At 71.8% G+C, this 19,555-nt stretch carries 16 protein-coding genes and 1 tRNA gene; 10 read left to right on the plus strand and 7 right to left on the minus strand.

Features of this window, described 5'->3' with window-relative positions; all coding sequences use genetic code 11:
• Position 1: 1 nt before the first annotated feature.
• Positions 2–1,582 (minus strand): S1C family serine protease, encoded by a 1,581-nt coding sequence (locus tag MHO01S_RS09875; RefSeq protein ID WP_061782231.1) that lies wholly within the window; start codon positions 1,580–1,582, stop codon positions 2–4.
• A gap of 100 nt (positions 1,583–1,682) precedes the next feature.
• Between MHO01S_RS09875 and MHO01S_RS09880 the strand changes: the two genes are divergently transcribed.
• Positions 1,683–2,903 carry an aminotransferase class I/II-fold pyridoxal phosphate-dependent enzyme gene (locus MHO01S_RS09880; RefSeq protein ID WP_060960190.1) on the plus strand — a complete coding sequence of 407 codons (1,221 nt, stop codon included), beginning with the start codon at positions 1,683–1,685 and terminating at the stop codon, positions 2,901–2,903.
• A gap of 56 nt (positions 2,904–2,959) precedes the next feature.
• On the opposite strand, the gene MHO01S_RS09885 is transcribed toward MHO01S_RS09880, so the two are convergent.
• Positions 2,960–3,763, minus strand: a complete 804-nt coding sequence (locus tag MHO01S_RS09885) for a carbon-nitrogen hydrolase family protein (protein ID WP_060960189.1) — start codon at positions 3,761–3,763, stop codon at positions 2,960–2,962.
• Positions 3,764–3,934: 171 nt separating this feature from the next.
• On the opposite strand from MHO01S_RS09885, the gene MHO01S_RS09890 reads away from it, so the two are divergent.
• Positions 3,935–4,011, plus strand: a tRNA-Met gene (locus tag MHO01S_RS09890).
• Between the two features lie 81 nt (positions 4,012–4,092).
• Here MHO01S_RS09890 and MHO01S_RS09895 read toward each other — a convergent pair.
• Positions 4,093–4,569: a MarR family winged helix-turn-helix transcriptional regulator gene (locus tag MHO01S_RS09895; protein WP_223848911.1), complete on the minus strand. Its 477-nt coding sequence runs from the start codon at positions 4,567–4,569 to the stop codon at positions 4,093–4,095.
• 64 nt (positions 4,570–4,633) lie between these two features.
• On the opposite strand from MHO01S_RS09895, the gene idi reads away from it, so the two are divergent.
• The 7 genes from idi to MHO01S_RS09930 are packed head-to-tail and all read left to right on the plus strand — an operon-like array spanning position 4,634 to position 10,296.
• Entirely contained in the window at positions 4,634–5,182 is a 549-nt protein-coding gene (idi, locus tag MHO01S_RS09900; RefSeq protein ID WP_060960188.1) for an isopentenyl-diphosphate Delta-isomerase, read from the plus strand.
• Complete coding sequence (locus MHO01S_RS09905) at positions 5,179–6,246, plus strand: polyprenyl synthetase family protein (protein ID WP_061782232.1); 1,068 nt, start codon at positions 5,179–5,181, stop codon at positions 6,244–6,246. Before idi ends, MHO01S_RS09905 begins: the two co-directional genes overlap by 4 nt.
• Positions 6,243–7,112, plus strand: a complete 870-nt coding sequence (locus MHO01S_RS09910; RefSeq protein WP_061782233.1) for a phytoene/squalene synthase family protein — start codon at positions 6,243–6,245, stop codon at positions 7,110–7,112. The genes MHO01S_RS09905 and MHO01S_RS09910 overlap by 4 nt, the downstream gene beginning before the upstream one ends.
• The gene (gene crtI / locus MHO01S_RS09915) at positions 7,109–8,698 is read left to right on the plus strand and encodes a phytoene desaturase family protein (RefSeq protein WP_060960185.1); all 1,590 of its coding nucleotides are present in this window, start codon (positions 7,109–7,111) and stop codon (positions 8,696–8,698) included. Before MHO01S_RS09910 ends, crtI begins: the two co-directional genes overlap by 4 nt.
• Before the next feature lies 1 nt (position 8,699).
• Entirely contained in the window at positions 8,700–9,098 is a 399-nt protein-coding gene (locus tag MHO01S_RS09920; RefSeq protein WP_061782234.1) for a lycopene cyclase domain-containing protein, read from the plus strand.
• A complete protein-coding gene (locus MHO01S_RS09925; RefSeq protein WP_061782235.1) occupies positions 9,095–9,427 on the plus strand; it encodes a lycopene cyclase domain-containing protein in 333 nt (110 codons plus the stop codon). The genes MHO01S_RS09920 and MHO01S_RS09925 overlap by 4 nt, the downstream gene beginning before the upstream one ends.
• Positions 9,424–10,296: a prenyltransferase gene (locus MHO01S_RS09930; protein ID WP_061782236.1), complete on the plus strand. Its 873-nt coding sequence runs from the start codon at positions 9,424–9,426 to the stop codon at positions 10,294–10,296. The genes MHO01S_RS09925 and MHO01S_RS09930 overlap by 4 nt, the downstream gene beginning before the upstream one ends.
• Before the next feature lie 99 nt (positions 10,297–10,395).
• Here MHO01S_RS09930 and MHO01S_RS09935 read toward each other — a convergent pair whose 3' ends face one another.
• Together MHO01S_RS09935 and MHO01S_RS09940 are read right to left on the minus strand one after the other, a co-directional pair.
• Positions 10,396–13,311 (minus strand): UPF0182 family membrane protein, encoded by a 2,916-nt coding sequence (locus MHO01S_RS09935; RefSeq protein WP_060960181.1) that lies wholly within the window; start codon positions 13,309–13,311, stop codon positions 10,396–10,398.
• Positions 13,312–13,374: 63 nt separating this feature from the next.
• The gene (locus MHO01S_RS09940) at positions 13,375–14,493 is read right to left on the minus strand and encodes a YlbL family protein (RefSeq protein ID WP_060960180.1); all 1,119 of its coding nucleotides are present in this window, start codon (positions 14,491–14,493) and stop codon (positions 13,375–13,377) included.
• A 135-nt stretch (positions 14,494–14,628) separates the two neighbouring features.
• On the opposite strand from MHO01S_RS09940, the gene MHO01S_RS09945 reads away from it, so the two are divergent.
• Positions 14,629–16,053, plus strand: coding sequence for a zinc-dependent metalloprotease (locus MHO01S_RS09945; protein WP_061782237.1), 1,425 nt, complete (start codon positions 14,629–14,631; stop codon positions 16,051–16,053).
• A gap of 830 nt (positions 16,054–16,883) precedes the next feature.
• Here the strand turns inward: MHO01S_RS09945 and MHO01S_RS09950 are convergent.
• Both MHO01S_RS09950 and nudC read right to left on the minus strand, forming a co-directional pair.
• Positions 16,884–18,599, minus strand: a complete 1,716-nt coding sequence (locus tag MHO01S_RS09950) for an ATP-dependent helicase (RefSeq protein WP_061782238.1) — start codon at positions 18,597–18,599, stop codon at positions 16,884–16,886.
• Positions 18,596–19,546: an NAD(+) diphosphatase gene (gene nudC, locus MHO01S_RS09955; RefSeq protein ID WP_061782239.1), complete on the minus strand. Its 951-nt coding sequence runs from the start codon at positions 19,544–19,546 to the stop codon at positions 18,596–18,598. Before nudC ends, MHO01S_RS09950 begins: the two co-directional genes overlap by 4 nt.
• Positions 19,547–19,555 lie beyond the last annotated feature (9 nt).

Raw genomic sequence — 19,555 nt, forward strand, 5'->3', positions numbered from 1 at the left:
CTTACGGCTGCAGCTCCCCGAGCGTGACCTCGGCGGAGGCCGTCTTGCCGTTGCGCTCGTACACGATCGTGGCCTTCGAACCCGCCGCGAGCGCGCGCACCTGCGCGGTGAGGTCGGTCGCGTCGGTGATCGGGAACCCGTTGAACGACGTCACCACGTCACCCTTCTGCAGCCCGGCGTTCGCCGCCGCGCCGCCCGAGGTGACCTCCGCGATGTAGGCACCCGCGGTCGTCGCGCCCTCCTGCGTGGCCGCGTCGCGGACACCGGCGCCGAGCAGACCGTGCGTGGCCTTGCCGTCCTTGATCAGCTCGTCGGTCACGCGCTTGACGATGTTGGACGGGATCGAGAAGCCGACGCCGATCGAGCCCGACTGGCCACTCGAGCTGGAGCCTCCCGCCGACGCGATGGCGACGTTGATGCCGATGAGCTTGCCCTCACCGTCGACCAGGGCACCACCGGAGTTGCCGGGGTTGATCGCGGCATCCGTCTGGATCACCGCGATCGAGATCGAGCTCGTCGCCGTGGTCTGCTGACCCTGGCCGAAGTCGAACTGGAACGGCGAGCCGTTCTCGCCCTGCTGCGGCGTCTGCTCCTGCGTGTCGCCCTCCGGAGCCGCCGACGAGGCGATCTGGATCGAGCGGTTCAGCGCGCTCACGATACCCGTGGTCACGGTGTTGGACAGACCGAGCGGCGCGCCGACCGCGACCGTCTGGTCGCCGACGTTGAGGTTCGACGAGTCGCCGAAATCGATCGGGGTCAGGCCGGATGCATCGGTCAGCTTGATCACCGCGAGATCGTACGTGGGGTCGGTCCCGACGATCGTCGCGGCGTAGACCTTTCCATCGGAGGTGGTCACCGAGAGCGTGGCGTCGGCGGTCTGGCCGTCGAGGGTGACGACGTGGGTGTTCGTCACGACGTAGCCGTCGGCGGTCAGCACCACACCCGAGCCGGTTCCGCCCGACGAGCCCGACGTGGCCGAGATCGTCACGACGCTCGGGACCACCTTGGCCGCGATGGCGGTCGTCTGGTTCACCGACGAGGTGTTGTTGACCGTGACGGCCGCGGGCGCGCCGCTGATGACCGTCTGCGACTGCGGGAACAGCGACGCGCCGGCAGCGGCGCCGCCGATTCCGGCCGCTCCGCCCACGAGGGCGGCGGCGACCATGATGCCGACGATCTTGCCGGCACCGATGCGCGCGGCGGGTGCCGCCGGCTCGGCGGTCGCGGTCGCGCCGTACGGCATGGTCGGCTGCGCACCGAAGGCCGCACCCGTGTAGGCGGGCGCCCCGTACGGCGACGGCTGCGCCGACGACGGGACGGTCGGCGCGGTGTACGGCGCGTTCGAGGAGTAGCCGGTGGGCGCGACGGCCGGCGCCTGTGCCGCCTGGGTCGCGGGCTGCTCCGGCAGCGGCGGGCGCTGCGGCGCGTCCCCGGCGTTCGCGACGGTCTCGGGGGCGGCCGGGGTCTCCGCGGCGGCGGGGGTCTCTGCGACGGCGGGCGTCTCGGCGCCCTGCGCGGCGGCGTCGTAGCCCTGCGCGGCGGCGTCCTGCGGGTCGGTGTTCGAGGGGGTGTTCTCGCTCATTGGTGCTTCCTTCTTCCCAAGTCCTGATCAGGATGTCGCGCGATTCTGTGTGTTGCTTATGTCCGCACCCCGCTGAGCCTATGCATGTAGCCTGAGCGCGATGCGAGAGATTCCGGGCGCGTGGCGCCGTACCGCACAGGGCGCGGGACTGCTGTCGTCGGACGGTGTCGCGGCGCCGACGATCTTCGCCGAGATGAGCGGCCTCGCCGCACGCACCGGCGCCATCAACCTCGGGCAGGGCTTTCCCGACGAGGACGGTCCTCGTGCCGTCCTCGACGCGGCGCGCGACGCGATCGCGGCCGGGTTCAACCAATACGCCCCCGGTCGCGGCGTGCCGGCGCTGCTCACCGCGATCGCGGCGCATCAACGGCGTTTCTACGGACGAGAGCTCGATCCCGACCGCGAGATCCTCGTGACGGCCGGGGCGACCGAGGCACTGGCGGCCACTCTGCTCGCCCTCATCGACTCCCCCGACGACGAGGTCGTCGTCTTCGAGCCCTACTACGACTCCTACGCGGCGTGCGTCGCCCTGGCCGGCGCCCGGCTGGTGACGGTGCCGCTGGCGTGGCCGCGGTTCCAGCCGGATCTCGACCGGCTCGCAGCCGCCGTCACCGACCGCACCCGGATCATCCTCGTCAACGACCCCCACAATCCCACCGGGGCGGTCTTCGCGCCGGAGGTCCGCGCGGAGATCGTGCGCCTGGCCGAACGTCACGACGCCGTCATCGTCACCGACGAGGTCTACGAGCATCTCGTGTTCGACGCCCGGCACGAGCCGATCGCGACGCTGCCCGGCGCCGCGGAACGCACGCTCACGATCTCGTCGGCGGGCAAGACCTTCTCCACCACGGGGTGGAAGGTCGGATGGGTGTCGGGGCCCGCGGCGCTGATCGACGCCGTCCTCGCGGTCAAGCAGTTCCTCACGTATGTGAACGGCACACCCTTCCAGCACGCGATCGCCACCGGCCTCGCCCTCCCGGACGACTTCTTCACCGGCATCGCATCGACGCTGCGCACCAAGCGCGACCTGCTCGCGGCGGGGCTGGATGCCGCCGGCTTCACGGTGTCCGAACCGGCCGGCTCCTACTTCACCGTCGCCGACGCGGCACCGCTGCTGAGTCCCGGCACCGATGCGGCGCAGTTCTGCCGCGAGCTGCCCGCGCGCGCCGGGGTCGTGGCCATCCCGCTCACGGCCTTCGCGAGCGCGTCGCACCGGGCCGACTACGCCACCCTCGTCCGCTTCGCCGCCTGCAAGCGCACGGAGGTCATCGAGGAGGCGAGCGCCCGGCTCGCCGCGATGGAGCCGTCACCGGGCCGCTGAGCACGGGCGGTCTACCGTCTCGTGCTCCTCGTGCACGGCGCCGTGTCAGCGTCGTGTCAGCGCGGTGCGACGTCGAAGCGCCGCAGCGCGAGCGCGGGATTGACCCGCCGGATGCGCTCGATCGTGCCGACGTCGGCGAAGCCGACCGCCACGTCGCTCGCGGTTCCGACGCCCGCGATCTCCACGCCCTGCGGATCCACGACCACCGATGCACCCACCCCCAGCGGCGGCGGGTGGTCGGCACCCGCGACGTACAGCGTGTTCTCGATCGCCCGCGCGTGCAGGAGCGTCCGCCAGTGGTGCTCCTTGAGGGGCCCGCGCACCCACTCGGCCGCCACGAGCACCACGTGGGCGCCCGCATCGGCGAGCACACGCGCCACTTCGGGGAAGCGCAGGTCGTAGCAGGTCATCAGCGCCACGGTCAGCCCGCCCACCTCGAAGGTCTCCGGAGCGCCGATGGCCCCCGGTTCGACCCAGTCAGACTCCCGCTGGCCGAACGCGTCGTACAGGTGCAGCTTGTGGGAGACGGCGAGGATGCCGCCGGCATCGACGGCCACGACCGCGTTGCGCACACGCCCGGCCTCGCCCCGTTCGACCAGGCCGGCCGTGACGACGAGGTCGTGTCGGGCGGCGATCGCCGTGAGATCGGTCACGAAGGGCCCGTCGAGCGACTCCGCGTTCTCGGCGAGCGAGGCATCGAACGGATCGACGAAGTAGCTCGCGTACTCCGGGAACGCCACGACCGCCGCGCCCCGCGCGGAGGCGGCGGCGGCGAGCTCGTCGATCACGCGCAGGTTGTCGGCCTTGTCGGCGGTGGGCGCGAACTGCGCCACCGCGACGCCCACGGCATCCGCTCTCATACCCGACTCCCCTCCGGCGCCGCCGGGCACGCAGCGGGGCACGAACGGGAGGGTGCGGTCACGACCCCATCCTCCCCCGCGGCGGCGACCTTCGGCAATGCCCGGTTCGCGTGGCGAGGAGCGCCCCGTGTACACCGGCACTCCGAACCCGTGTTAGGCTATTCCTTGTGCCGCGGGGTGGAGCAGCTCGGTAGCTCGCTGGGCTCATAACCCAGAGGTCGCAGGTTCAAATCCTGTCCCCGCAACCAATATCGCGTGTGTCACGCGGTCACGAAGAAGGCGTCCCCGATCCGGGGGCGCCTTCTTCGTGTGCGCCGACCCGCGGCCGTTCACTCGACGAGCGCGTCGTCCATGTCCTCGAGGAAACGCGCGATCGCACGGAGCTCCTCGTCGCTGTAGCCGTCCATGACGTCGCGCATCTTCGCCATGCGCTGCCCGAGGTGGCGGGAGAACTCGCTGCGCGCGCGCTCGGTGAGCACGACGATGCGCGCCCGTCGATCGGCGGGGTGGGGACGCCGCTCGATGTGTCCCCGCTCGCTCAGCCGGTCGAGCAGCTTCGTCGTGGATGCCGTGGAGATCGCGAGGTGCTTCGCGATCTCGTGGGGCGAGACCCATTCGCCGCGCTGCTCGCGCACGATGAGCATGCGCAGCGCCGCGAGATCGGACCCGTTCATGTCCATGTCGGAACGCAGCACGCCGTGCAGCCGATCCATAGAATCGCTGAAGGAGCGCACGGCGACCAACGCGTCGCGGACGAGTTCGTCGCGCTGCGTCGTCGGGATCCACCGGTCTGTCACGCTGGACACCCCCCTCACTCGAAAGGTAGTATCCCTTAAAATCGCTAGCTAAACTAGCAATAAGGAGAAGATCGTGTCCCCGACAGAATACGTGGTCCTGCTCGACGACAACGGGGACGAGATCGGCACGGCGCCGAAGGCCAGCGTGCACGGCACCGACACGGCTCTGCACCTCGCCTTCTCCTGCCACGTCTACAACTCCCGCGGCGAGACGCTCGTGACCCGCCGCGCCCTCGACAAGCTCACCTGGCCCGGAGTGTGGAGCAACTCCTTCTGCGGGCACCCGCGTCCCGCGGAGCCGGTGATGGATGCCGTGCACCGCCGCGCCGAGCACGAGCTGGGTCTGACCCTGCGCGACGTGCGGCTCGCCCTCCCCCTGTTCCGCTACCGCGCGGTCGACGCGAGCGGCATCGTCGAGCACGAGATCTGCCCGGTGTACACGGCACTCGTCGACGACGAGCCGCGGCTCAACCCGCGCGAGGTGGCCGAAGCGCGCTGGGTCGATCCGGCCGATCTCGCCGTGTCGTTGCGCGCCACCCCCTGGGCGTTCAGCCCCTGGCTCGTCCTGCAGGCCGAGCAGCTCGGCGTCTTCGAGCCCGCGACGGTGCGGAGCGCGTCGTGATCGCGTTGCTCGACGATGACGCGCGCATCAGCGTCGACGCCGCGATCGAGCGCGCCCTGAGCCGGCTGCAACGCCGCGCCGCTCCGCTCGGAGACGGCGCGAAGGCCCTCACCGCCGCGACCGCCGCGGCCGCCGCCGACGGCAAGCGGCTGCGCCCGGCTCTCGTCGTCGCCTCCTATCGCGCCTTCGGCGGAGGTCGCGACGACGACACCACGGCACTGTGGGACGTCGCGGCCGCGCTCGAGCTGCTGCACACGGCATTCGTCGTGCACGACGACCTCATCGATCGCGATCTCGAGCGCCGCGGCATCCCCAACGTCGCCGGACGCTTCCGGACCCGAGCCCAGGCGTTCGGTGCCGGGCCCGAGCAGGCCGCCATCGTGGGCGATGCCGCCGCCGTGCTCGCCGGCGACCTGCTGCTGTTCGAGGCCGCCCGCCTCGTCGCCTGCTGCGACGTCGACGAGACCACACGGCACGCCCTGCTGGAGATCATCGACGACGCGATCCTCGTCTCGGCCTCCGGCGAGCTCGCCGATGTCGAGCACGCCGCGCGCGCCGACTACCCCGACACCGATGCCCTTCTCGGGGCGGCGCACGACAAGACCGCCGCCTACTCCTTCGAGGCGCCGCTGCTCGCCGGAGCCATCATGGCGGGAGCACCGGCCGAGGCCCGCTCCCGGCTGTCGCTGGCCGCAGCCGACCTGGGTCTCGCGTTCCAGCTCGTCGACGACCTCATCGGCACGTTCGGGTCCCGCAGCCAGGCCGGGCGCGATCCGGGCGCCGACCTCCGCGAGGCGAAGCGCACGCCCCTCATCGCCCTCGCCCGCGACACGGCGGCCTGGCCCCGGGTCAGCTCCGCGCTGGCCGTCGCGCACACCGGGCCGATCGCCGTGCGGCGCGCCCAGCGCGAGCTCGAGGCCAGCGGGGCACGCGACCACCTGGTCGCCCTCATCGACGACCGGCTGCGCCGAGCGCGGAGCCGATCGGCCTCCCCGGCGCTGCCCCCGGCCGCGGTGACGCTGCTGGCGGAGGTCGCGAACGCGATCGAAGGGCGCATCCCGTGAGCGGCGCCCCCGCGGCCGGCGGCTCCCTGTACGACCGCTGCGCGCAGGAGGCGGCGGCCACGGTCATCGGCGCGTACTCCACGTCGTTCGCACTCGCCTGCCGCCTGCTCGGCCCCCGCGTGCGCGCACACGTGCGCAGCATCTACGCGCTCGTGCGCGTCGCCGACGAGGTGGTCGACGGCGCCGCCGAGCAGACCGGCCTTCCCGCGTCGACCCACCGGCTCCTGCTCGACGAGCTGGAGGCCGAGACGCTCGCGGCCGTCGCCCGGGGGTTCAGCACCAACCTGATCGTCCACGCGTTCGCCCTCGCCGCCCGGGAGTGCGGCATCGGACACGACCTGGTGCGACCGTTCTTCGCCTCGATGCGGACGGATCTCACGCGCACGCGGCACGACGACGCCTCGCACGACGAGTACGTCTACGGCTCGGCCGAGGTCGTCGGCCTGATGTGCCTGCAGGTGTTCGTCAACGCCGGGCGGGCGACACCGCTCGCTCCCGACCCCGGCCTCGTCGACGGCGCCCGGCGCCTGGGCGCCGCCTTCCAGGACGTCAACTTCCTCCGCGACCGCACCGACGACGAGAACCGACTGGGACGGGACTATCTCGGACTGCAGGACGGACGCCGCGATCGCACGGCCGTCCTCGACCGCATCGACGCCGACCTGGATGCCGCGGCCGCCGCGATCGCCGACCTGCCCGCCGACTGCCGGCGGGCCGTGACGACCGCCCACGGCCTGTTCGCCGAGCTCGCGCACCGCTTGCGCGAGGACGACGACACGGCCCGTGTGTCCGTCCCCACACCGGTCAAGGCCACCATCGCGGCCCGGGCGCTCGCCGGCCGCCCCCCGAAACGGAGCACTCCATGACCCGCACGGCCCTCGTCATCGGTGGCGGGATCTCCGGCCTCGCGACCGCCGCCCTCCTCGCCCGCGACGGGTGGCAGGTGGAGCTGCACGAGGCCGGGGACGCGCTGGGCGGGCGGGCCGGCTCCTGGGAGCGCGACGGCTTCCGCTTCGACACCGGCCCCAGCTGGTACCTCATGCCGGAGGTCTTCGACCATTTCTTCCGCCTGTGCGGCACGAGCGCCGCCGCCGAGCTCGACCTGGTGCCGCTGACGCCGGCCTACCGGGTGTACCCCGAGCCGGATGCCGGTGCCGCCAGCGCCGCCGTCGACGTCGTCTCGGGGCGCGAGGCGGCGCGGGAGCTCTTCGAGAGCCGGGAACCCGGCGCGGGAGCCCGCCTCGACGCGTACCTCGACTCGGCCGCCGACGCCTACGACCTCGCCGTGTCGCGATTCCTCTACGACACGTACGCCTCCACGAAGGGACTGCGCGATCCTGCCGTCGCCGGTCAACTGCCACGACTGGCGCCGCTGCTGACACGGTCGCTCGACGACCATGTCGCCCGTCGTTTCCGCGATCCGGTGCTGCGTCAGATCCTCGGCTACCCGGCCGTGTTCCTCGGCTCGTCGCCGTTCGACGCGCCCAGCCTGTACCACCTGATGAGCCACCTCGATCTCGACGACGGGGTGCTGTATCCGCAGGGCGGCTTCACCGAGGTCATCGCCGCGGTCGCGCGGGTCGCCCGTGCACAGGGCGCGGTGCTGCACACCTCCTCGCCCGTCGCCGAGATCCTCACCCAGGATGCCCGTGCGATCGGCATCCGCCTCTCCGACGGCACCGTGCGAGAGGCCGACATCGTCGTCTCCTCCGCCGATCTCCACGAGACCGAGACGACCATGCTCCCGCCGTCGCTCCAGTCCTACCCGCCACGGTGGTGGCGCCGGCGCAACCCGGGGCCCGGGGCGCTGCTGCTCCTGCTCGGTGTCGACGGGGAGCTGCCGCAGCTCGCGCACCACACGCTGTTGTTCGCCCGCGACTGGGAGAAGAACTTCGGCGACGTGTTCGGCGCCGACCCCCGCATCCCCGACCCCGCCTCCCTGTACATCTGCCGCCCCTCCGCGACGGATCCGACCGTCGCGCCGCCGGGCGCCGAGAACCTCTTCGTACTCGTCCCCATGCCTGCCGACCCCTCGCTCGGCCGTGGCGGCGTGGACGGGGCCGGCGCGCCGGCGATCGAGCAGGCGGCCGACCGGGTGATCGCCCAGATCGCGGCGTGGACCGGCATCCCCGACCTCGCCGCGCGCATCCGGGTGCGACGCACCATCGCGCCCGCCGACTTCGAGGCCGACCTGGGCGCCTGGCGCGGAGGCGCCCTGGGGCTCGCGCACACCCTCCGCCAGAGCGCGGTCTTCCGTCCGCGCAACGCCTCGCGCAAGGTGCGCGGCCTGTTCTACGCCGGCACGTCGGTGCTCCCGGGCATCGGGCTGCCGATGTGCCTCATCTCGGCCGAGCTCGTCGTCAAGCGGCTGCGCGGCGATCGCGGTGCCGCGCGCCTGCCCGAGCCCTCGGGAGTCGGCGCGCGACGCCGCGCCCCTGAGGACGACCGCTGACATGCCCGGCGCGTACCTGCTCGTGCTCCTGGTGTCGATCGGCGGGGTGATGGCGCTCGACGCCCGCCTGCGCCTGGCGCTCTGGCCCCGCCGCGGCGACGGCGGCGACCGCCTCCGTGCCCGCAATGCGGGCGCGATCGTCGTCGGGACGGCGTTCTTCCTGGTGTGGGATGCCGTGGGCATCGCGACCGGCGTCTTCGTCAAGGGAGACAGCCCCTACCTCCTGGGCGTCGACCTCGCCCCGCACCTGCCGATCGAGGAGCCCCTGTTCCTCGCCTTCCTCTGCTACCTGGCGCTCACCGTCCACGCCGCTGCCCGCCGGTTCGCCGACCGTTCGCACAGCGGCGCGCCGGAGACACGGCGTCCCCCCGGCGCGCGCGATCCCCGGAGGTCGTCGTGACCTACCCGCTCATCGTGCTCCCGTTCGCCGTCGTCGCCGCGGCGGCCGTGCTCGCCACCGCGCGGCGTCCCGCATTCCGGGCGCGTCTGCGTGCGAGCGCGATCGCGGCGATCGTCCTGCTGCTGCTCACGGCGGTGTTCGACAATCTGATGATCGCCGCGGGCCTGTTCACGTATCCGGAGGAGCTCATCAGCGGCATCCGCATCGGCCTCGCCCCCATCGAGGACCTGTCGTATCCCCTCGTCGCCGCGTTCGCCGTGCCCGCCGTCGCGGAGCTGCTCCGCCGACCGCGCTCTCCGCGGCCGCAAGACGCGGGAGCGTCCCGATGAGCGCCGGGGCGACGCTGCGCCAACTGCTCGTCGCGTCACGTCCGGTCAGCTGGATCAACACCGCCTACCCGTTCGCGGCCGCCCTGCTGCTCACGACGGGACGGATCGATGCGACGCTCGTGGTGGGCACGATCTTCTTCCTCATCCCGTACAACCTGGCGATGTACGGGATCAACGACGTCTTCGACTACGAGTCCGACCTCCGCAACCCCCGCAAGGGCGGGGCGCACGGCGCCGTGCTCGACCGTCGCTTCCACCGGATCACCCTGTGGGCGGCGGGGCTGTCGTGCATGCCGTTCGTCGCCTATCTCGTGATCGTCGGCTCGATCGCATCGACGCTGGTGCTCGCCGCGAGCCTCTTCTTCGTCGTCTTCTACTCCGCCCCGCCGCTGCGGCTGAAGGAGCGGCCCGTCGCCGATTCGGTGACCAGCAGCATCCACTTCTTCTCCCCCGCCGTGTACGGCCTCGTCCTGGCCGGCGCGACGTGGACCCGGCACCTCGGCGCCGTGATCCTCGCGTTCGCACTGTGGGGCGTCGCCTCGCACGCGTTCGGTGCCGTGCAGGACGTGGTCGCCGACCGCGAGGCCGGCATCGGTTCGATCGCGACGGCTTTCGGCGCGCGCGCCACCGTGCGTCTCGCCCTCACCGGCTACGCGCTGGCGGGGGCGGTCATGCTGGGCGCCGCCTGGCCCGGACCCCTCGCCGCACTCCTGGCCCTGCCCTACCTGGTCACCGTCTGGCCGTACCGCCACGTCTCCGACGCGGATGCCGCGACCGCGACGCACGGCTGGGACCGCTTCCTCTGGCTCAACCAGTTCACCGGCTTCGCCGTCACGCTGCTGCTGATCTGGTTCGCCCTCATCCGCTGAGCGCCGCGCGCAGCCGCGCACCAGACGGCGGACCCCGGCAGACGAGACGGCGGCACCCCCGACTCCGGGGATGCCGCCGTCAGCGGGACTGCGATCCGCTCAGCCCTGGCCCTCGAGCTGGAGGAGCTTCTGCAGCGCGGCGGTCAGACGCGCGTCGGCCTCGCCGTACTTGGTCCAGTCGCCCTGCGTCAGGGCCGCCTGGCGGTCCATCATCGCCTGCTGCGCATCCTTCAGCGCGGCCTGGAACTCCACGCTCGTGCCGGTTCCGCCGCCCGTGCCCGAGCCGGTGCCGGCATCCGTGCCACCGCTCTCCGACGGTGACGGAGACGGAGAGGGCGTCACGCCGCCGTCACCCGTGCTGGCGCCGGAGTCTCCGCCGAACAGCTTGTCGAGCGCGTCCTGCAGCGTGTTCTCGAAGGCCACCTGGTTGCCGAACGCGACGAGGATCTTCTGGAGCGTGGGGAGCTTGGTCGATCCCGACGACTGCACGAAGACCGGCTGCACGTACAGCAGACCACCGCCGACGGGCAGGGTGAGCAGGTTGCCGTTGAGCACCTGGGACTGGTTCTGGTTCAGCAGGTTCGAGAACGACGACACATCGGGCTCGGAGTTGAACGTGTTCTGCACCTGGCCGGGTCCGGGGACCGGGGTCTCCGCGTTGATCTCCAGCATCCGGAGCTTGCCGTAGTTCGGATCCTTGACCCCCGCCGTGGCCCCGGCGTCCGAGTCGACGGACAGGTAGCCCATGAGGACGTTCCGCGTGTCGTCACCGCCGGGGATGAACGTCGTGAACATCGAGTAGGTCGGGGACTGCTGACCCGGCATCTTCATCGTGAGGTAGTACGGCGGCTGCAGCACCTCCTGCTTGGAGACCGGGTCGTTCGGGGTCTTCCAGGCGTTGTCGCGCTGGTAGAACGATCCGGCGTCGTCGACGTGGTAGGTGCCGAGCATGGCGCGCTGCACCTTGAACAGGTCGGTCGGGTAGCGCACGTGGCTCATCAGGTCGCCGCTCATCTCCGTGAGGGGCTTGAGCGTCGACGGGTAGACCTTCTGCCACGCCTGCAGCAGCGGGTCGGTGTCGTCCCACGCGTACAGCGTCACCTTGCCGTCGTACGCGTCGACGGTCGCCTTCACCGAGTTGCGGATGTAGTTGACGTCGTCGAGCGCGACGCGCGGCGTCGTGTTCGTCGTGTCGCTGATGGCGTCGCGCAGGCTCACGATCGACGAGTACGGGTAGTTCGCGCTCAGCGTGTAGCCGTCCACGATCCACACGATCCGCCCGTCCACCACCGACGGGTACGGGTCGTTGTCGAGCTCGAGGTAGGGGGCGACCTTGTTGACGCGGTCGATCGGGTTGCGGTCGTACAGGATCTGCGAGTCCGCGTTGATGCCGTCCGAGAAGAGGATGTCGGTCGACTGGAACTTCAGCGAGTAGATCAGCCGGTTGAACGGGTTGCCGATGTTCGGGCCGCCGTCACCGGAGAAGGTCGTCTTGGTCTGCGCGGCGTCGCCCGTTCCCCGGGGGTAGTCGAGCTCGATGTCGGGCGTACCCTCGGGCGCTCCGACGATCGAGTAGGCGGGCGAGTTCTCGCCGAAGTAGACACGCGGCTCGTACTGCTCCCCCGTCGTGAGGGCGCCCGTGGTGGGGATGCCGCGCTCCACGAAGACCGGGTTGCCGTCGGCGGTGCGCTCGTTGCCCTTCGCGGCGACCATGCCGTAGCCGTGCGTGTAGACGAGCGTCGAGTTGTACCACGACGCCGCCTGGCCGAGCTGGCCGATGTTGAGCTCGCGCAGCGAGACGACGGTGTCCTGGCTCTTGCCGTCGATCTGGTAGCGGTCGACGTCCAGCGGGTCGGTGAACTGGTAGTACGACCGGTACTGCTCGAGCTGGCGGACGGTCGGCGAGATGATCGCGGGGTCCATGATGCGGATGGATGCCGTGGTCTCGGCATCCGAGCGCAGCTGCCCGGTCTCGGCGTTCGTGACGGCCTGGAAATCGCTCTTGGTCAGCCCGTCGATGCCGTACGCCTTCTTGGTCGCATCGATGTTGCGCTGGTAGTACGGGCTCTCCAGGGTCTCCTGGTTGGGGCGCACCTGGATGTTGGTCACGACCCACGGGTAGGCGACGCCGACGACCAGCGCCGAGACGATCAGAAGGCCCGTGCCGATGAGCGGGAAGCGCCAGCGGCCCACGATGGCGGTCACGAAGAACAGCACGGCGACGATGACGGCGGCGATGGCGATGATCGTCAGGCCCGGGATGATGGCGTGGTCGTCGACGTAGCTGGCGCCCGTGATGCGATCGCTCTGCTGCGTGAGCGTCTTGTAGCGGTCGAGCCAGATGCTCACGCCCTGCACGAGGAGGTACAGTCCCGCGATCACCGCGAGCTGGATGCGGGCGGCCTTCGAGATGCGCAGCTCACGCTGTCCGACGCGCACGGAGCCGTACAGGTAGGCGACCAGGGCCGTGACGATGAGCGAGACCAGCAGCACCGCCGAGGCGAAGCCGAGGGCGGAGCTGAAGAACGGCAGCGAGAAGAGGTAGAAGCCGGTGTCCAGCTGGAACTGGGGGTCGAGCTCCCCCGTGTCGACCCGGTTGAACCACAGCCACACGGTCTCCCACTGCGCCGACGCCGCGAACCCGGCGAAGAAGCCGAAGAAGACGGGGATGCCCCACATCGCGAGACGACGCAGCGGCTCGACGACCTCCTGGTAGTGGTCCAGCTGCGAGGTGAGCCGGGCGTAGACGGGCCGCAGGCGGTACGCCAGCTGGATCGCGGCGAACACCGGCACCGCCATCGCGAGAAATCCGATGACGAACATGATCACGCGAGCCGACCACTGCGTCCACAGCACGCTCGAGAACCCGAGCTGATCGAACCACAGCCAGTCGGCGTAGAGGCTCGCGAAGACGAAGAAGCCCACCACGATGACGGCGATCACGGCGAGCGTGATGGCGATGGCGCGGCGGAAGGGATTCGGCGTGGCCTGGTTCGGCGCTGAGGTCGTGGTCACCCCACCATCCTAGGTGGGCGCATTCTGGAGGGACGCCGAGGAACCTTCCAGGATGCCGTGAGGTCAGCGGCAGGTGGGGAGCGCGTCCAGGTCGCCGCCGTCGCGGATCGTCGAGAGCACGGAGAGGGCGTCGTCGAGGGTGGCGACCGAGAACACGCGCAGGCCGGAGGGGATGTGGCCGACGACCTCGTCGCAGTTGGACTGCGGTGCGAGGAAGGAGGTGGCACCCGCGCCGACGGCGCCGTACATCTTCTGCCGGATGCCGCCGATGGCGCCCACCGTGCCCGAGGCGTCGATCGTCCCGGTGCCGGCGACCTGCTGGCCGCCGTTGAGGTTGCCGTCGGTGAGCGTGTCGATGATGCCGAGGGCGAACATCATGCCCGCGCTCGGGCCGCCCACGTTGTTGAGCTGGATGGTCACGTCGATGGGGAAGTCGTAGTCGTGCATCGTCGAGATGCCGACGAGCCACGTGGTCGCGCCGTCGACGGTCGCCTGCTTCGGCGTCACCTCGACGTTCTCGCTGGCGCCGGCCCGATCGATGGTCAGCTCGACCGGGGCACCGCCGCCGGCGTTGATGATGCTGCGCAGCTGGTCGGTCTCGGTGATGGGCTGACCGTTCGCCGCACGGATGATGTCGTCCTTCTGCAGGATGCCCTGCGCGGCGGAGTCGTCGGTCAGCGCGTAGACGCGCACCATCGGCTTGACGTCGTAGCCCAGCCGGGTCAGCGCCGCCGCGGTCGCCTCCTTCTGCGAGTCGACCATCATCACCGCGCTCTGCTCGTTGCGCTGCTCGGTCGTCTGCCCCTGCGGGAACACCTCGTCCACCGGGAGGACGGCTTTGGCCGGGTCGAACCATGCCAGGGCCAGCTCGAACCACGACGGGGTCCGCTCACGGTTGCCCACGACCTGCACGGTCAGCAGGTCGAGGGAGCCCGAGGTGGGGTAGGTCGACGCGCCGGAGACCGTGATCAGCGGGACCTCGGCTCCCGAAGAGTCGGTCGTCGTGCCCAGCGTGTTGAACACGGGGCCCGGACGCTGGATCACGAACGACGTCGGGATGAGGGTGAGCACCAGCAGCGCCACCAGGGCGACGGCCAGGGCCCACACCCCCACCCGCGTCGAACGCGACAGCGGGCGGCGGCGCGCGGGCACGATCGTCGTGCCCTCGTCGAACAGTGCCACAGCAGACCTTCCCGGCCGATCGTTCGCGATCGGCGTACACGCGACGTCCTCCGTGGCGGGCCGAGACGGCCGTGCGGGGAAGTCCAGCCATTAGCGTAGAACGCGACGAGATCCGCCTGCTGAAAGGCGCCTGATATGGCTCACGACGACACTCCGGACCGACCCGACGACGACGATTTCCAGGAGATGCTCCGCAATCTTCTCGGCGGTGGGGCGGGGCTCGATCCCGCTCAACTGGAGGGGCTCTCGCGGATGGGCGTCGATCCGGCGATGCTCCAGCAGATGATGGCCCAGCTCCAGCACGCCTTCGCGAACGGCAGCGACGACGGCATCGACTGGAGCTCCGCGAAGACCCAGGCGCTGCACCTGGCCAACAAGGACGGCCTCGGCATCAGCACCGGGCAGAAGCAGGACTTCGACCAGGCGTTCTCCCTCGCGACCCTGTGGCTGAGCGAGGCGACCACGATCTCCGACCTCGCCGGCGCACCGCAGGCGATCACGCGCGGCCAGTGGGTGGAGGAGTCGCTGCCGGTCTGGCAGGAGCTGGCCGAGCCCGTGGCCGACTCGATCGCGGGCGCACTGACCGCGGCGATCGACGAGCAGACCCCCGAGGAGATGAAGCAGCTGATCGCAGGGGCGGGCACCTTCATGCGCAGGGTCGGCGGCTCCCTGTTCGCCGCGCAGCTGGGCGGGGTCATCGGACGGCTCTCGCAGGAGGTGCTGAGCGGGGGCGACGTCGGCATCCCGGTCATGCCCGACGGCGTGGCGGCCATCCTGCCGCAGAACTTCGCCGACTTCGCGCGCGACCTCGACGTCACCGACGATCAGCTCGCCCTGTACCTGGGCACCCGCGAGCTCGCCCACGCGCGACTGTTCCGCCACGCCCGATGGCTGCGCCTGCACGTCATCTCGCAGGTGACCGAGTTCGCCCGCGGCATCCACGTCGACACGAGCGCCCTCGAGGACCTCGCGTCGCGGTTCGACCCCTCCTCGCCCGAGGAGCTGCGTTCGGCGATCGAGTCGGGCGCCCTCCTCCCGCAGCGCACGCCCGCGCAGGACGCGGCACTCGGTCGGCTCGAGAACCTCCTGGCGACCATCGAGGGCTGGGTGGACGTGGTGACCGCGGATGCCACCTCCCGGCTTCCCGCCGCCGTCAAGATCGCCGAGGCGGTCCGCCGCCGCCGGGCCGTGGGCGGACCCGCGGAGCAGGCCATGGCGTCGCTCGTCGGGCTGGAGCTGCGGCCGCGGCGCCTGCGCGAGGCGGCGGCGATGTGGCGGGCCGTGACGGATGCCGTGGGCATCGAGGCCCGCGACGGTCTCTGGGACTACCCCGATCTCATGCCGACCGCCGAGGACATCGACGACCCGCAGGCGCTCGTGGCCCGTCTGCAGGCGCGCGCTCGCGGCGAAGCGCCCGAACGCGACGCCTTCGACGAGGCGCTCGACGAACTGCTGGCGCAGGCGGCGGACGAGAAAGACTCCGGCACGTCCGCGGCGGGCACGAACGATCCCGACGCCGACCGCGCGACCGACGGGCCGGAAGACCCCCGCCCCGTCTGAGCGCACGCCGCCTCCTCCCCCACGGCCCGGCCGCCCTCGCGCGCGGTCGGGCTGTGGACAGTCGCCCCGCGGCCCCCGCGAGCCCATCACAATCGGGGGCATGCTCCGACTGGCCGCGTCCCATCCGCCGCTGTGGCGGACACCCTCGAGCCTTCAGCTCGGAACGGAGCCGGGCGTTCGCATCGACGGCGTCAGCGACTGGCAGGAGCGGCTCCTCGACGCGCTGACCGACGGGATCCCCGACGCGATGCTGGTGCCGCTCGCCCGCAGCTTCGGGGCGACCGCCGCACAAGCGCAGGAGTTCACGGCCCGGCTCTCGACGGTGCTGACCCGCGAGGATCCTCCCGCGCTGGCCGTGCAGGTCGAGGTCCCCGCCACGCTCGCCCACGCCGAACTCGTGTCGCTCACGGCGGGGTGGGATGCCGCGGCACTCGCGCACGACGGCGTCTCACGGTGGGACTGCGGTGTGCCGCGGCCCGGCATCCCGCTCATCGTCGTCGCGCACCGGCTGCTCGATCCGCGGCGGGCCTCCCGCCTGATGCGCGGAGACGTCACCCACGTGCCGATCGAGCTCGCCGGCGATCGCGTGAACGTCGGCCCCGTCGTGGTGCCCGGCCGGACGGCGTGCACCTCCTGCCTGCACGCGCACCGCGCGGACGAGGATCCGCAGTGGCCGCTCCTGGCCGCGCAGCTGCTCGGCCGCGAGCCGGTGCGCACCGACCCCGCGCTCCTCGTCGAGGCGGCGCTGCTCGCCGGGCGCCTCCTGCGCGAGGCCGCGGCGCTCCCGGCCGAGCCGGACGGCGAGGTGCGGCCGACGCTGTCCGTGGGGCTCAGCGCCGCCCGCGCGCGCCGCTCGTGGCGCGTCCATCGGCCGCACGAACGCTGCCTGTGCCGATCTCCTGAAGGAATCGCGACCGCTGCCGCTGCCGCGCCCCCGAGCGCTGGGACCAGCTCAGGGAGAGCGACCGCGCGGCCCGCGTGATGCCGACGTAGGCGAGGCGTCTCTCCTCGTCGATCTCCTCGAACCCGGTCGCGTAGGAGATCGGCAGCAGGCCCTCGGCCAGCCCGACGAGGTGGACGTGATCCCACTCCAGTCCCTTCGCCGCGTGGAGCGTGGCGAGGGTGACCGTGCGCAGCGTCGGTTCGTGCTGATCGCGCCCGCGCGCCATCAGCTCGTCGGTGAAGGCGCGCAGCGTCATGCCCTCCGGCGCCTGCTCCGCCAGCCGCATCACCGCCGCGCGCGCTTCCCACGCGTCGCGGAGCGCCCCGCCCGCCGGCGGCGGCTCTTCGGTGAGGCCGAGCGAGCGCAGCACATCGCGCACCGCCGCGACGAACCCGGACTCGACGGGGGCCACGGAGGCGCCCCGCAGCGCGAGCACCGCCTGGCGCACCTCGGGGAGGTCGAAGAAGCGCTTGCCGCCGAGGACGGTCGCGGGGATGCCGCGCGCCGCGAGAGCGGCCAGCAGTGGAGCCGACTGGGCGTTGGCGCGGTACAGCACCGCGATGTCCTGGGGCTCGATGCCCGCGTCGCGCTGCGCCGCGATCGCGGCGGCCACGCCCTCGGCCTCCGCCGCGTCGTCGTCGTAGCCGGTGACGGTCGGCGTCACCCCGGCCGTCCGCTCCGAACGCAGCGCGAGCGCCCCCGGCCGACCGCGCATGAGCGCGTTGGCGACCGCGAGGATGGCGGGGTCGGAGCGGTAGTTGTGCTCCAGCCGCACCACGGTGGCGTCCTCGAAGCGGTCGGCGAAGTCGAGGAGGTAGCGCGGGTCGGCGCCGGCGAAGGAGTAGATCGTCTGGCTCGCGTCGCCGACGACGCACAGATCGCGCCGGTCTCCGAGCCAGAGCTCCAGCAGCCGGTACTGCACCGGCGAGACGTCCTGGAACTCGTCCACCGTCAGGTGGCGGTACTGCTCGTGCACCGCGGCCGCGACGCGCGGCTCCGACTCGAGCATGCCCGCGCACGCGAGCAGGACGTCTTCGAAGTCCAACTGCCGGCGCTCGTCCTTGACCTTCTCGTACCGATGCTGCAGCTCGGCGAGGGCGTGCGCGTCGAGCGCGGGACCGAGTCCCTCGGGGTGCGCGGCGGCATCCTGATCGATCGTGTGCATCGCGACCTTGCGCCATTCGATGCGACTGGCCACGTCGCGCAGGGTCGTGCCATCCAGCCGCAGACCGAGGCTGTCGGCGGCCTGCCCCAGCACACGCACCTTGTTGTCGATGATCGACGGGGCGGTGTCGCGGGCCAGCTGCGGCCAGAAGAAGTTCAGCTGCGCGAGGGCCGTCGCGTGGAAGGTCCGTGCGGCGACGCCTTCGACACCGAGCGCGCGCAGGCGCCCCCGCATCTCCCCCGCCGCCTTCGCCGTGAAGGTCACGGCCATGACCCGCGACGGCGAGTAGGCGCCGGTGTCGACGCCGTGCGCGATGCGGTGGGTGATGACGCGGGTCTTGCCCGTGCCCGCGCCCGCCAGCACGCACACCGGGCCGCGCAGCAGCGCCGCCGCCTCGCGCTGCTGATCGTCGAGGCCCATCAGCGCGCGTGCGCTCACGCGGTCTCTCCCGCCCAGTCGGCGATCAGCCGATGCGCGATGGAGGCCGTCCCGGGCAGCAGCACGTCGCCCTCGCCGCGGAGCGCGGCACGGATCTCGTCGCGGTCGAACCAGCGCACATCGACGATCTCCTCGCCGTCCGGCCGGGCGGCCGCCGGATCGACGGCCGCGGCGTGGAAGCCGAGCATGAGCGACCGCGGATACGGCCAGGCCTGCGAGCCGCGGTAGTGCAACGCCTCGACCGCGACACCGGCCTCCTCGTGCACCTCGCGCACGATCGCCGACTCGAGCGACTCGCCCGCCTCGACGAACCCGGCGAAGGTGGAGTACAGGTTGCGATCGCCCCACAGGGCGTTGCGACCCAGCAGCAGGCTCTCGCCGTCGGGAGCGACGACCCCGACGATCACCGCGGGGTCCGTGCGGGGGAAGTGCTCGCGTCCGCACACCGGGCAGTGGCGCGCCCACCCGGCGGCACGCTGCACGGTGCGCGCTCCGCAGTGGGAGCAGAACGGGGCGTCGACGAGCCAGCGGGCCAGGGCGACCGCCTCGACGAGCAATCCGGCGTCAACGGCGGAGAGCTCGCCGCCGATCGCGCGGAGCGACGCCCACACGAGCCGTGCGGCGGCGTCCGCCGCACGGTCCTCCCGCACCGGGTCGGCCTCGTCGGCCCCCGCAGCGGCGAGCAGCACGGCGGTGCCGGCTGCTCCCCGACCGAGGAAGGCCCACTGCACGTCTACACGGATCGCGTCGACCGGCACGAGCTGCAGGGCTCCGGCGGCATCCACCGGAGCGCGGTCGCCGTGGACGGCGACGACGCGGGAGGACGGGTCGGCGCGCAATCGCTCCAGCAGGTCGGGATCGCTGCGCTCCTCGGCACAGCGATCGATGCCGCCGCGCGCGAGCGCGGGCAGACGCACGGAAACAGGCGGCTCGGCCGATGGCGACATCCGGGACCT

The sequence above is a fragment of the Microbacterium hominis NBRC 15708 genome (genome assembly GCF_001592125.1).
Lineage (GTDB): Bacteria > Actinomycetota > Actinomycetes > Actinomycetales > Microbacteriaceae > Microbacterium > Microbacterium hominis.

Excerpts from the sequence above, each read along its gene's own strand:
- crtI (WP_060960185.1), top strand. The coding sequence starts at position 7,109 with ATGACCCGCACGGCCCTCGTCATCGGTGGCGGGATCTCCGGCCTCGCG.
- MHO01S_RS09945 (WP_061782237.1), top strand. The coding sequence starts at position 14,629 with ATGGCTCACGACGACACTCCGGACCGACCCGACGACGACGATTTCCAG.
- MHO01S_RS09930 (WP_061782236.1), top strand. The coding sequence starts at position 9,424 with ATGAGCGCCGGGGCGACGCTGCGCCAACTGCTCGTCGCGTCACGTCCG.
- nudC (WP_061782239.1), bottom strand. The coding sequence starts at position 19,546 with ATGTCGCCATCGGCCGAGCCGCCTGTTTCCGTGCGTCTGCCCGCGCTC.
- MHO01S_RS09880 (WP_060960190.1), top strand. The coding sequence starts at position 1,683 with ATGCGAGAGATTCCGGGCGCGTGGCGCCGTACCGCACAGGGCGCGGGA.
- MHO01S_RS09920 (WP_061782234.1), top strand. The coding sequence starts at position 8,700 with ATGCCCGGCGCGTACCTGCTCGTGCTCCTGGTGTCGATCGGCGGGGTG.
- MHO01S_RS09885 (WP_060960189.1), bottom strand. The coding sequence starts at position 3,763 with ATGAGAGCGGATGCCGTGGGCGTCGCGGTGGCGCAGTTCGCGCCCACC.
- MHO01S_RS09875 (WP_061782231.1), bottom strand. The coding sequence starts at position 1,582 with ATGAGCGAGAACACCCCCTCGAACACCGACCCGCAGGACGCCGCCGCG.